Source organism: Acetobacterium paludosum (assembly GCF_008086595.1).
In the GTDB taxonomy this organism is placed as follows: Bacteria; Bacillota; Clostridia; order Eubacteriales; family Eubacteriaceae; genus Acetobacterium; species Acetobacterium paludosum.
In genome coordinates this window covers 71,658-85,582 of record NZ_RXYA01000017.1, presented here as the reverse complement: position 1 = coordinate 85,582, position 13,925 = coordinate 71,658, and the positions used below count along the sequence as shown (strand labels likewise).

Below are 13,925 nucleotides of genomic sequence, written 5' to 3'. Positions count from 1 at the left end.
TGTGACGATCTGTACCTGTTCTCTGATATCCTGTTCCCGTTTGGTTAACATAAGGTTTTCCTCCATTTGTTTTCTAATTTTATGATAAACCATGAACCTTGGAATAAGCTTTTTTGATTTCAAAAAACTAAAAAAGGCCAGGTTTCCCTGACCTTTGTCTTCAGTCTGAGCAGATTTCATTAATGAAATCTGCTTTTTTATTGACCGTAATCTTTATTTAGATAGAATGTATTCATCCATCGCCTGATTCACAAGCAAATCAGCCTGATTGTTGTAAGGATTCGTTGCATGGCCTTTGACCTTGTGAAAGGTAACTTTGTTGGCATTAACCAGCTCATCCAGTTCCATCCAGAGTTCTTTGTTTTTCAGTTCCCCAGCTTTTCCTCTTGTCCAGTTTTTATTCTTCCATCCGCCAATCCAGTTTTGCAGATAGGCATTGACAACATAGGCCGAATCGCTGAAAATATGGACTTCGCAGGGTTCTTTCAACATCTTAAGCCCTTCGATAACTGCTAACAGCTCCATTTTATTATTGGTAGTATTTTCATAAGCACGCTTGTATTCTTTTCTAATATTCTTGTCCGGATACATGAGCACTCCACCAATAGCGCCCATATTTTCCCCTTCTTTTCCATTACCGCGGCAACCGCCATCAGTATATAAGTGAATGATTTTCATAATTTTTCCTATTTCACAACAATATTAAAAATCTTTCCTGGTACGTAAATCTCTTTAACAATGGTTTTCCCTTGGGTATAGGCCAGGATATTTTCCTGATTAAGGGCAATTTCTCTGGCGGTTTCCGTATCAGCATCTACCGGTAAAGTGATCGTGCCTCTGACTTTTCCATTAATCTGCACCGCCATTTCGATGACGTTGTCCACTGTTTTTGACTCGTCATACTGCGGCCATGCGGCCTCATCTAAGGTTCCGCCCATTTTCATATTTTGCCATATTTCCGACGTGATATGGGGGGCAACCGGATAAAGAAGTAAAATAAAAGTTTTTAAGCCCGCTTTCGTAATGATGCCTGCTTTGTTAAAATCATTCAGCAATGTCATTAAAGCGGCAATGGCAGTATTGTATTTCATTTCCTCATAGTCATTATTGACTTTTTTTATTGTTTTATGAATGGCGGTCTCTAAAACTTTACCGTAGCCTTCTTCTTCTGAAACCATGTCCTGAAGTTTCCAGACCCGATCAAGAAAACGTCGACAGCCTTTTGCGCCATTATCAGACCAAGGTGCCGATTTTTCATAGTCACCGATAAATAAAATGTAAGTTCTCAGAGTGTCAGCTCCAAAAGCGTCAATAATCTCATTGGGATTAACCACATTCCCTTTTGATTTTGACATTTTATCGCCGTCATTTCCCAAAATCAAACCCTGAGCTGTTCTTTTGGCATAAGGTTCTCGTGTCGGAACACAACCAATATCGTAAAGGAATTGGTGCCAGAAACGCGAATAAAGCAGATGTCGTGTAACATGCTCCATCCCGCCGTTATACCAGTCTACCGGAAGCCAGTATTTCATTTTTTCTTCAGATGCAAACGCTTCATCATTTTCATTGTCAAAGTATCTTAAAAAGTACCAGCTGGAACCAGCCCATTGAGGCATGGTATCGGTTTCCCGCTCCGCCGGTCCGCCGCAAACAGGGCAGGTCGTTTCATACCATTCTGGAATATTTGCCAGTGGCGATTTTCCATTATCTGTCGGCTCATAGCTCTCCACTATGGGCAATTCCAATGGCAGTTCATTTTCAGGCACCGGCACCATTCCGCATTTTGGACAATGAATAATCGGAATCGGTTCTCCCCAATAACGCTGTCTATTGAAAGCCCAATCCTTCATTTTATAATTAATGGTCTTTTTACCAAGGTTCTCTTTTTCAAGGTATTCAATCGTTTTTTTAATGGCATCTTTGACTTCTAAACCATTTAAAAATCCGGAGTTCACCATCTCTCCCGAATCGGTATTAGTATAGGCCGCCTCAGTAACGTCGCCCCCTTTGATAACCTCGATGATTGGCAAATCAAATTTCTTTGCAAATTCCCAGTCCCGGTTGTCATGTCCCGGTACCGCCATAATGGCACCGGTTCCGTAACCCATCATGACATAGTCCGCAAGAAAAATAGGGATTTCTGTATGTGTAACCGGATTAATCGCCTGAACACCCTGAATCCTTACCCCGGTTTTGTCTTTGGCTAACTGCACCCGTTCAAACTCGGTTTTCCGTTTTGCTTTATCCTGATAATCAACCAGTTCATTCATATTGGTTATTTCTTCAGCCAGTTCCTGAATCAGCGGATGCTCTGGAGCGATAACCATAAAAGTTGCTCCAAACAAAGTATCCGGTCGCGTCGTGAATACCCGAAGGGCCTTATCATGTCCGGCAATAGCAAACTCCACTTCCGCGCCGACTGATTTTCCAATCCAGTTTTCCTGTTCCAGACGAATTCGAGGTAAATAATCAACCTCGTCCAGGCCGTCAAGGAGTCTTTCGGCATAGTTTCTAATTTTAAGAAACCACACATCTTTTTCCATTTGAACCACTTCACTGCCGCAGCGATCACATTTTCCATCTCTGAAATCTTCATTGGCGAGAACAACCTTGCAGCCATTACAAAAATTAACATAGGTGCGATCTCTGAATGCTAAACCATGTTTGAATAATTGCAGGAATATCCATTGAGTCCATTTATAATATTTAGGATCCGTAGTATCAATTTCCTTGCTCCAGTCAAAAGAATAACCAATCCGTTTTAACTGATCGGTAAAAACTGCGATGTTTTCATCGGTTACTTCTCTTGGATGTCTTCCGGTCTTGATTGCATAATTTTCCGTCGGCAAGCCAAATGCATCCCAGCCAATTGGGAAAAGAACATTAAAACCCTCTAAACGGCGTTTTCTGGCAATCACCTCAAGCGAGGTATAGGCTCGGACATGACCGACATGCAGCCCAACCCCCGATGGATATGGGAATTCAACCAACCCGTAAAATTTTTCTTTTTTTGAATTGTCTTCGGTACGAAAGGTATCATTCGCTTCCCAATACTTTTGCCAATATTCCTCTATCTTTTTATGATCATATGCTGACATATTTCCTCCATTTGCTCGCTTTAAAATACTAAATTTATTCAAAACAAAAAAATCCGTACCCAATAAGGACGAACTTTATCTTGTCTCCTAACGATCTTCATCACTAATTATAAAGAAGGGGGCCAAAACTGTCAATGATTTGTGCCCTTTTTATCACTTAGATTCCTTTAAGAAATGTTTTTTTATGAAACAGCCTATTTTTTATGGTATACTATACCCCAGAAAACTGCAAAGGAGCCTTTCATGTATCCCCTTTTAAAAATAAACAAACAAAAGATTATTGAAAATACCAAAGCCATTGCCGCCCGTGCAAAAAAACAGGGAGTCACGATTACCGCCGTTACCAAATGTGTTGGCGGTAATGTGGAAATAGCCCAAGCTTTTTTGGATGGCGGCGCCACCGCCATTGGTGATTCACGGATAAAGAATTTAAAGGAACTGGCGGCATTACCCTGTGAAAAATGGCTCATCCGCATTCCCCTGCCCAGTGAGATCAATCAAACTGTTGCATATTCCAATCTGTCCCTAAACAGCGAAATTAAAACCATACGCCGTTTAAATGACGCTGCAAAAGCTCAGGGAAGAACCCATGGAATTCTATACATGCTCGATCTTGGCGACCTCCGGGAAGGCCTTTTCATCGGAGACGGTCACCCGACAAGCCCTGAAATCGAAAAACTGATCGCTGAATCTTTCACGACGCTCGATCAGACGCTTCAGGAAATTTTATCCATGAAGCACGTCAAACTCCGGGGGATTGCAACCAACGCCACCTGCGTCGGAGCAACCATTCCTACGCCAGCTACATTTAAAGCTTTTTTCGAAGTAAAACAGCTACTGGAAGAACAATACAAACTTCCCTGCGAAATCATTTCCGGCGGAAATTCCAGTGCCTATTATCTTATTGAAAACAAAACCATTCCCGATGAAATTAATAATCTTCGTTGCGGAGACGTTATTCTCTTTGGGCGTGAATCCGCTTATTATAAGTGCTATGCTTACCTTCATCAGGATGCGTTTATTCTGGATGTTGAGATCATCGAGCTTCAGGATAAACCCACCTACCCCATCGGTGAAATCGGCAGAAATGCCTTCGGTGAAATTCCGGATTTTAAAGACCGGGGAATTCGCCACCGGGCGGTTTGCGGACTGGGCCGGCAGGACACCGATCCTGATCACCTGTTCCCCATATTGCCAGGTTTAACAATCGAAGGTTCCAGTTCCGATCATTTGATCATCGATGTGACGGATGCGGAAACTGCCTATGATGTCGGCGATATCATCAGCCTTCGATGTGACTACGTTGGAGCGCTTCATGCCGCGACCTCATCATATGTTGATAAAATTGTGATAAGCCAATAAATTTGAAATAGAAAATTAATTACAAGAGGAGAATCATTAATGAAAAACGAAGCCCCCTACACCGTTCCCTTTGACACCATGGAAGCTTTCATGGCAGACGCCCTTAAAGGCGTTGGCGTTCCGGAAGAAGATGCAAAAGTCTGTGCCGACATCCTAATCAATGCCGATAAACGAGGCATTGATTCCCACGGAATTGGGCGATTAAAGCCCATCTACTATGACCGTATCAAAAAAGGCATTCAGCACCCGGTGACAGAATTTGAAATCGTCAAAGAGACCTTCACCACGGCCGTTATTGATGGGCACGACGGCATGGGCCATGTCATCGCCAAGCGAGCCATGCAGATGGCCATTGATAAAGCCAAAATCTATGGCATGGGGATGACAGTCGTCAGAAATTCAACACATTACGGATTTGCCGGCTATTATCCTTTAATGGCCATTGAAAACAATATGATCGGGATAACCGGAACCAACGCCCGACCATCCATCGCCCCAACATTTGGGGTTGAAAATATGCTCGGCACCAATCCGATTACCTTTGGGATGCCAAGTGACGAACCTTTCCCATTCGTCATCGACTGCGCCACATCCGTTTCCCAGCGCGGTAAAATCGAAGTTTACGACCGGGAAAACAAAGAGCTTCCTGAAGGATGGGTTATTGACCGCCAGGGAAACAGCCGTACAGATACCAAACAGATCTTAATCGATTTGGTTAAAGGCGAAGCCGCTTTGACTCCCCTTGGCGGAATCGGCGAAGACACTGGCGGATACAAGGGTTACGGCTATGCAACCGTCGTTGAAATTTTATCGGCAGCTCTTCAAGGCGGATCTTTCCTGAAAGGTCTTTTAGGCTTTGATCCTAACGGAAATGCTCAGCCTTACCATTTGGGCCATTTCTTCATTGCCATCAACATCGACAATTTCATCGAACCGGATGCTTTTAAAAAGACCACCGGTGACATTTTGAGGGACCTTCGCAATTCAGATAAAATGCCGGGTCAGGATCGAATTTACACCGCCGGCGAAAAAGAATACGACAAATGGCTGGAACGAAAAGATACCGGCGTTCCTGTCAATGACGCTTTGATCAAAGATATTCTGGCTATTAAAGCTGAACTTGGTTTGAACCAATACTCATTCCCTTTTGAAAAATAATAATCACACTAAAAAAGATTTTGCGAAATAGCCGCCAAGCAATTAAGCAAAATCTTTTTTTTATCGTGATTATTTCTTAAAGTGTATATATACGAAAATGATTATGCATCATTTATTGAACACTACAATCATTTAAAAGCATTGCTGATGAATGAGCTGGATGTTTCCCCCAATGCCTCAATTCAAAGGATGTACAATCAGTTTCATGATCTTGCCCAAAACGCGATCAACAACAAAACAGCCTACTTTTGACCTGCATTCCATTGGTATTTCCATAATTCCGTATGAAGTGATAAAAGGCCTTATCACAATAACAACAGGTTTTCTTCACACAACCGACACATTTCATGGAGCAGTTTATGATAAAATAATTCAGATAAATACTAATTGTTTTCATCTCGTTCAATGGTTTTAAATCAGTGAAAAGAGTCATTGATTTATTATATTTATTCTATTTTGAAAGGAGTCCCAACCAATGAATATTTCATCTGTTTCATCCACAGCCAGCAGCAGCACGACTACTTCCGCCCAAGCATCGGTTAAAAATCTTGAGAGTCAGGTTAAAAATCTTCAGGAACAAATCACAACAATCAACTCCGGTGATGGCGATGCTAAAACGAAACAAACCCAAGTTCAATTGATTCAATCTCAGATTCAACAACTACAGGCTCAGATTCAGCAAATTCAACAACAGGCTACTGAAAAACAGGCTACCCAAACAGCCGACCAACAAACCACTACTCAACAAGTCACAGCCACTCAAAATATTCCCAGCACAAATGTTTTAGACACTTATGCTTAAGGTAATCCAAGATCATTCTCCGGAATGATCTTGCAGAAAAAGCAAAGAAGCCTGCCAACTATCATGGCAGACTTCTTTGCTTTTTTTAATTAAATTGTGCGGGCCACTTCAAAGGCATCCCAAATTGCCCCTCTGATATTTCTTGCGTTTTGACTGTCTCCAAGGTTATAGATTTGAGTATAATTATTCTTCAGTTCGTTATACAGTAAACTGCTTGATTTGCTGCCGACAGCAACAATGATGTGGTGGGCAGTAATGCTTCTATCCTGGCCATCTGCAGTAATGACCGCACCGGTCGGGGTCACTTCTGTGAGATGAGCATTTGTCACAATATCAACCTTGTAGAAGGCAAGCAGATCCCGAAGCATCTCCTCATTGGGCGGTGCCATTGGTACTCCGGATTTCAGAATATCAGCCGACGCTTCGACGATTGTAATCTTATGGCGATGTTTGGTTAGATGAAGTGCCACTTCGCAGCCGACCAGACCGCCGCCGATCACAATGCATTTTGGTCCGACATACGTTTTCCCGGTAAGCACATCGATGGCATTAGTAACATTTTCGCCGTCGATGCCCGGCAGTTTTAATTCATTTGATTTCGAACCTTCAGCAGTATATACAATATCCGGTTTGAGGACAGCGATGTTCGCTTTTGTAGCTTCTGTACTCAGTTTAACATCAACTTTAAGTTCATTCAGCTGGGTCTCATACCAGACAATCAGTGCTCGAACGTCTTTTTTAAAAACCGGTATACCCCCAAACTTAAGATTGCCGCCAAGACGATCTGCTGTTTCAAACAGCGTAACCTGATAACCGCGTAGTGCGCTTACTCTGGCGGCTTCCAAGCCGGCCGGGCCGCCGCCCACAACGACAATCTTTTTACGCTCTTTTGCCAATTCAATACTGACAATCAATTCACGGTTGCACTCCGGATTGACCGAGCAGGAACCACGGCCGCCCATTAATTTTCTTTCAATGCAGCCATCATGACAGCCCAGGCATGGTCTGATGTTCTTGACATCGCCATTTTTCAATTTATTTGGATAATCAGGATCGGCCAGCATCGGCCTTCCCAAGCCAACAGCATCAAGCTTACCTTCGGCAAGCGCTTCTGCTGCCATGTCGGGATCATCCATTCTTCCGGCCACCAGCACCGGTACCCCGACAACTTTTTTGAGCTGCTCGGTCAGTGGTAAATACAGACCTTTCTCAAAATACATTGGCGGATGTGTCCAATACCCTGAATCACAGGTGCCGGCATTCGCATCGAAGCCATCATATCCAGCGGCTTCTAAAATTTTAGCGGCTTCCAAGGCTTCATCAATATCGCGTCCCGATTCTTTAAAGTCTTCTCCTGGCAAAGCACCGTGAGATAATGCTTTGATATAACTCTTGATGCTGAAGCGCAAGATAACCGGAAAATTCTGACCACAGGATTCTTTTATGGCTCGGACAATTTCTATGGCAAAGCGGAGTCTTCGGCGTAAATCTCCGCCGTATTTATCCGTTCTTTGATTTATATGCGTCGTTGTGAAACCATCCAATAATTCGCCTTCATGAACTTCAATTCCATCAAAGCCACAGGCCTGAACGATTTTAGCCGCTTCGACAAATCCGGCGACAAGATGTTCGACTTCCTCAGTTTTCAATTCCTGGTAGGATTTACGCTGATCCCTTCGATTTTTAATTGCTGCCAGGGCCACCGAATCCGTTTCGTCGATCCAATGAGGTACCGCCGAGTGACTTAAACCAGCAGTTAGTTGGACAAATATTTTACAGCCGAATGCATGAATTCGATCGGTCATTTCGATTGCTGTATTTTTATAAGCATCCGGGTCAGTAGTCGGAGATGGAAAAATGTGGTTTTCATGTTTTTCAATGTTGTCTGCCACCCGGTTGGCACCAGTGATAATAAGTCCGATACCGCCCTTTGCCCTGGTAACATAATACTCGACGGCGTCGTTTGTATAGGCACCGTGTTCATCGATGACGGGAATTGCCATTGAGGCCATAAAGAATTTATTTTTAATCTCAAGATTGTTAATCATAAACGGCTCAAACAAAGCCTGATACATCTTATCCATAAGTTTCTCCTTTATATTTTCGCATGTTTTTATCAGCAAACCAGTTTTTCTTTTCACTTTTTTTGAAACTTAAAAATAGTCGATGCCGTACACACTGGTAGTGAATCATAAATTCATTGATGCCGTTGCTAGCAATGCTTTCTAATATAATTTGGTTTCATGTATTACCCTAAAATTTTCGATCGCTCATTTATGTTAATTTTATCAATTTAATGGTTTAATTACAAGCTAAGTTAGCGGATTTTTATAAAGAACCAGTTAACCGGGCTTATCAATTGATCTAAAATCCATTTAATCCTATTCTAAAATTAACTTTGTCATTATTACTTTAAGAATATGAAATAATACCCAAGGCCAATACTTTAATGGTAAAATAGAATAAAGTTCGATAAATAAAATATACGATTCTAAAGGTAATAAAATGACTAAACAACCCGAAATAAAACTGTCTGTTCGAAACCTGGTCGAATTCATTTTGCGTTCAGGCAATATTGATTCGCAATTCATGAGCAATTCAAGGGCGTTGGAAGGAACCAGAGCCCATCAGAAAATTCAAAAAGATAATAAAAACAAAGGATATGAGCCAGAAGTGTCGCTAAAACATACGGTGGACTACCAGGGCTTTACCTTTAAGATTGAAGGCCGTGCCGACGGCATTATCATCAAGGATGATTTGCTGATCGTCGACGAAATAAAATCGACGAATCGGCCCCTGGAATATCTCGAAGAAAATTACAATGAAACCCATTGGGCACAAGCAAAATGCTATGCCTTTATTTATTCTGTGCAAAATAATATTGAACAGATTGGTGTGCAGCTCACCTATTACCAGCTGGAAAGCGAGGAAATCAAACAATTTTTGGAAGTTTTATCGCAAAATGAATTAACCGAATTTTTTTATAAGCTCATCGATCAATATCTCATCTGGGCAAGTCTGACCAGCGATTGGGTGATAAAAAGAGATGACTCCATCAAGGCGCTGGATTTTCCTTTTGAAGACTATCGGAAAGGTCAACGGAAGCTGGCTGTTTCTGTATACCGCACTATTTCTAAAAATAAGAAAATATTTATACAGGCTCCAACCGGCATCGGCAAAACCATCTCAACCTTGTTTCCGGCAATAAAAGCCGTCGCCGAAGGCCATACCTCCAAACTGTTTTACCTAACCGCCAAAACCATTGTCCGGGAAGTGGTGGAAGAAGCTTTTTCCAAAATGAAAGAGAAAGGCCTTGAATTCAAGACCGTCACCCTGACTGCCAAGGATAAACTCTGTTTTCAGACGGAAACAATTTGCGATCCCGATCATTGTGAATTTGCCAAAGGCCACTTTGACCGGGTCAATCATGCCCTTCTTGATTGTTTGCAGCAGGAAAATTATTTCACCCGTCCGGTTATTGAAAACTATGCAAGAAAGCATCAAATCTGTCCGTTTGAATTTTCCCTGGATTTAACACTCTGGTCGGATTGTGTGATCTGCGATTATAATTATGTGTTTGATCCGAGAGTTTATCTTAAACGATTTTTTATGGATAATGGCGGTGACTATACCTTTCTCATCGATGAAGCCCATAATTTAGTGGATCGGGCCCGATCCATGTTTTCGGCAGAACTCTATAAAAAGCCCATTCTGGAGCTGAAAAGAGTTTTTAAAGATAAAGTACCGGGGATTGCCAAGTCCCTGGATAAATTGAATGCCTACATGATCACCATGCGAAAATTAGCAGCTGCTGATCACCACTATCTTCAAAAGGACGAACCCAAGGAGATCTATCCGCTCATCATGCGGTTCATCAGCGAATCCGAAGAATGGCTGGCGCAGAATGAAGGCCGGGATGGCCATGAACAGTTGCTTGAACTGTACTTCACTGCCTTGACCTTTATGCGGACAGCCGAGTTCTACGACGAACGGTACATCACTTATGTAGAAAATAGCTACGGTGATAGCAGAATAAAATTATTCTGTCTCGATCCATCCTACCTGCTGAGCGAAGCAATTAAGCGCGGCAAGTCAGCGGTATTCTTTTCTGCCACCTTGTCACCCATTGACTATTTTTCGGAAATTCTGGGTGGCGGAGAGGATTGTTATAAAATCATCCTGCCCTCACCTTTTGATGTAAACAACCGAGCGCTGCTGATCGCCGATCGCATTTCGACAAAATACCGGAATCGGGAGGAATCCTATTTAGCCATTGCCGAATGCATAAAAACGGTCTATGATCAAAAATTCGGCAACTATATTGCCTATTTCCCATCCTATCAATACATGAATGACGTTTATGACGCGTTTAGCGAAAACTATCCGGATGTCTATACCATCAAACAATCAACTGAAATGAATGAAAAAGAACGGGAACACTTTCTAAGCTTATTTAAGCCCAATGCCCGCGATGGGGTTTTAGGCTTCTGTGTCCTGGGCGGCATCTTTTCTGAAGGGGTGGACTTAAAACATGAAGAATTGATCGGGGTAATGATCGTCGGGGTCGGTCTGCCGCAAATTTGTTTTGAACGAAATATCATTCGAGACTATTTTAATAAAAAGAACCAGCGCGGATTTGAATTCTCCTATCAGTATCCGGGAATGAATAAAGTTTTACAGGCGGCAGGAAGAGTCATCCGAACAGAAACGGACAAAGGCGTCATCCTACTTATTGACGATCGATTCAGCAATCAGAGTTATCAGCAGTTATTTCCGATGGAATGGTTTCCTCATACCAGAGTCGGTAATTCTAAAGAGCTGGGAAATATTTTAAAGGAGTTTTGGGGAAATAGCTAGAAAGCACTGTTCGTTATCAACCGAAGCACACCTTTCTATTGATTTCAATTATCCGTTATTTTTGAATGATTTAGTCGAGGGTATTTCTAACCTTTTTTTCTAACTACAGCTAAATAAAAAATTCAGTTATTTAATGCCTGCATAAAGTAGTATTAGATGGGTATAAATTTAACATTATGATAAATGGCAACGAAGATAAAGAAGCACTCTATTATCTTCAGTCTGGCTATATCTCTTGCTTCTTGTTCAGGTTACTTATGAAATTAAAAAAGATGTCACCATGACAAAATAATGCCTAAACTTTTTTAAAAATTTGTCGAAAATATAAAAGTATAATGAAAACGTGAAAACGATTAAAAGGAGAAATGAAAATGAAGATCGAAAAACGCCTGTTTTTATCCCTCACTGTATTACTTTGCTGTTTGGCTATTGCCGGATGCAGCGCTAAAACAGCCGATACAAAAAAAGATGCGGCACAGACGGAATCTTCCACAGCCATTCAGGCTACGGATTACAGTCAAAGCAACCACTGGTTGAACCTTCCCACAGAAAACAACAAAGACGTGGATGTTTTTTACCTATATCCATCAGCATGGGCAAAGGTAAATGCTGACGATCCGATTATCTGCGACATTGATAATCCGGTCATGCTCCAACAATCAAAATTAGCCTATGAGCGACAGGCGACAGCTTTTTCAGACATTGCCAATATTTATGCCCCCTACTATCGCCAGGATGATGCCGGTTCAACTCTTTCCATGTCGGTTGATGAACAACAGGATATCGTCAAAGGTGTTCCGCTGACTGATGCACTGGCCGCTTTTGACTATTATATAAAAAATTATAATAATGGCCGGCCCTTTATTTTAGCAAGCCATTCCCAGGGATCCAACGTCATGATCTATATCTTGTCGGAATATATGAAAGCACACCCTGAGGTAAATAACCGCATGATCGCTGCCTACGTCATTGGCTATTCGGTAACCGATGATTATCTGGCCCAGAATCCCAACCTTAAATTTGCCACCGGCGCTGGCGATACCGGCGTCATCATTTCATATAATACTCAGGCCCCAACCATTGAAGGAACCGATGGTGTTGTGACACCCGGCGCCAAGGCGATCAACCCGATCAGCTGGACCACTGATGAAACAGTCGCACCTGCTTCCGATAATCTGGGGTCACTCCAATTAAATTCGGACGGATCAGTGGCTAAAAATGAGGATGGAACCAATATAGTGGTGAAGAACTTTGCCGATGCTCAGGTTGATACCGCCAAAGGTGTTATCATTTGCAGTACCGTTGACGTAGACAAATATGCGCCGGGAAGTGCGATGTTTGGCAAAGGAGTTTTTCATTCCTTTGATTTTCCTTTTTACTACTATGATATTCAGGCAAATGCCGCCCTGCGAGTTCAAAATTATCTGTTGAACCATAAATAATCCGATTCGTTTCTTATCATTGATCGATTCAGTCATTAATATTTTTCGTTCCAAAACGGATTAAGCTTTCCAGCAGAATTTTTCATCGGGGTGACAATTTCAGATGAATTTTGTCACCTCCTTTCAAAAAAATTGACTATCAATCGAGGTTATGAGTTCCGCTCCAAAACATCGTTCAGGGCGATCTGATAATCCTTTAAATTGTCCAGCATGGTCATGTGTCCGGCATTCTTTATAAGATACAATTGTTTTTCTGGAGCGATGATAGTTTCAAAATATTTCACCGCAATCTCAGTTGGCGTCTCATTGTCATTTTCTCCTAAAATATAGTAAACCGGAACAGCATACTGTCGATTATAGGCGTAAAGGCTGTAATCCCAGAGTTCTCGAAACACGCCATCATTTACCTTCATGCCATTGATCTGTCCCGATATCTCAGACCATCCGACAACCGGACTTTTCAGAATCAGTTTGATTAAATGCCAGTCTATTTTCATGCCAAGGTTATATTTTCCCTGCATTTTTCGAAGCGCATTCATTTTCTTGAGCAAATTTTGGTCATCCGACTTTGGCGGATAAACACCGATTGCGGAGAGTTTTTCCTTGTCTTTTTCATTTTCAGCGCCGTCAATGGCACCTGCCAATTTGCTGTAACAGACTTTCTCATTCTCGATGATGTCGATGACCTGGCCAACACCAATATAACACAACACATGTTCGGGATGTTCGATTGCAAACATTGATCCCAGCACGGTTCCAAAAGAATGTCCCAGAATAACGATTTTTTCAGTCTGATATTTTTCTTTAACATAAAGCACTGTCTGCAGAAGATCTTCCTTCAGATTATCCATGGTCGGGATGGCGTTTTTGTTTTGATAATAAGTTTTTCCGGAACCCCGCTGATCGTAATACACACTGGTATAGTTTCCACTCCAACCACTTTCTATATAATAGGCAAAAACAGATTCTGAACTACCCGGTCCGCCGTGGAGAAACAGAACAACAGGAGCATCCTTTTCTCCCTGATAGTGAATCATATATTCTTTGATGCCGTTAATGGCAATGGTTTCTTCAATATAATTTGGTTTCATGCTTTCTCCTCTCTGATAAATTCATACCGAGCATTTTTTTGCTGCCGTTTTTTAAATTTGCATTTTTTTATTTGATCATCATTCAAATTCCTCATGGTATTAATTGAATGACCGA

General features: G+C 41.9%; 10 protein-coding genes. 5 read left to right on the top strand and 5 right to left on the bottom strand.

Going from position 1 to position 13,925, the window contains the following annotated elements; translation table 11 throughout:
- The 3 genes from FZC41_RS17525 to leuS all read right to left on the bottom strand — a co-directional run.
- On the bottom strand, positions 1–180 hold a 180-nt coding region (locus FZC41_RS17525), incomplete at its 3' end, for a hypothetical protein (protein ID WP_205737090.1).
- Between the two features lie 33 nt (positions 181–213).
- The gene (locus FZC41_RS15855) at positions 214–678 is read right to left on the bottom strand and encodes a ribonuclease H family protein (protein ID WP_148568427.1); all 465 of its coding nucleotides are present in this window, start codon (positions 676–678) and stop codon (positions 214–216) included.
- A gap of 8 nt (positions 679–686) precedes the next feature.
- The gene (gene leuS / locus FZC41_RS15850; RefSeq protein WP_148568426.1) at positions 687–3,098 is read right to left on the bottom strand and encodes a leucine--tRNA ligase; all 2,412 of its coding nucleotides are present in this window, start codon (positions 3,096–3,098) and stop codon (positions 687–689) included.
- A gap of 243 nt (positions 3,099–3,341) precedes the next feature.
- On the opposite strand from leuS, the gene FZC41_RS15845 reads away from it, so the two are divergent.
- The 3 genes from FZC41_RS15845 (at position 3,342) to FZC41_RS15835 (ending at position 6,420) form a co-directional block, all read left to right on the top strand.
- Positions 3,342–4,460, top strand: coding sequence for an alanine racemase (locus tag FZC41_RS15845; protein ID WP_148568425.1), 1,119 nt, complete (start codon positions 3,342–3,344; stop codon positions 4,458–4,460).
- Between the two features lie 39 nt (positions 4,461–4,499).
- The gene (locus FZC41_RS15840; RefSeq protein ID WP_148568424.1) at positions 4,500–5,618 is read left to right on the top strand and encodes an Ldh family oxidoreductase; all 1,119 of its coding nucleotides are present in this window, start codon (positions 4,500–4,502) and stop codon (positions 5,616–5,618) included.
- A 475-nt stretch (positions 5,619–6,093) separates the two neighbouring features.
- Positions 6,094–6,420, top strand: a complete 327-nt coding sequence (locus tag FZC41_RS15835) for a FlxA-like family protein (RefSeq protein ID WP_148568423.1) — start codon at positions 6,094–6,096, stop codon at positions 6,418–6,420.
- 89 nt (positions 6,421–6,509) lie between these two features.
- On the opposite strand, the gene FZC41_RS15830 is transcribed toward FZC41_RS15835, so the two are convergent.
- Positions 6,510–8,504 (bottom strand): oxidoreductase, encoded by a 1,995-nt coding sequence (locus FZC41_RS15830; protein ID WP_148568422.1) that lies wholly within the window; start codon positions 8,502–8,504, stop codon positions 6,510–6,512.
- 421 nt (positions 8,505–8,925) lie between these two features.
- Here FZC41_RS15830 and FZC41_RS15825 point away from each other — a divergent pair, with 421 nt between their 5' ends.
- Both FZC41_RS15825 and FZC41_RS15820 read left to right on the top strand, forming a co-directional pair.
- Positions 8,926–11,277, top strand: coding sequence for an ATP-dependent DNA helicase (locus FZC41_RS15825; protein ID WP_148568421.1), 2,352 nt, complete (start codon positions 8,926–8,928; stop codon positions 11,275–11,277).
- A 371-nt stretch (positions 11,278–11,648) separates the two neighbouring features.
- The gene (locus tag FZC41_RS15820) at positions 11,649–12,719 is read left to right on the top strand and encodes a DUF3089 domain-containing protein (RefSeq protein ID WP_243136747.1); all 1,071 of its coding nucleotides are present in this window, start codon (positions 11,649–11,651) and stop codon (positions 12,717–12,719) included.
- Between the two features lie 149 nt (positions 12,720–12,868).
- On the opposite strand, the gene FZC41_RS15815 is transcribed toward FZC41_RS15820, so the two are convergent.
- Entirely contained in the window at positions 12,869–13,810 is a 942-nt protein-coding gene (locus FZC41_RS15815; RefSeq protein WP_148568419.1) for an alpha/beta fold hydrolase, read from the bottom strand.
- Positions 13,811–13,925 lie beyond the last annotated feature (115 nt).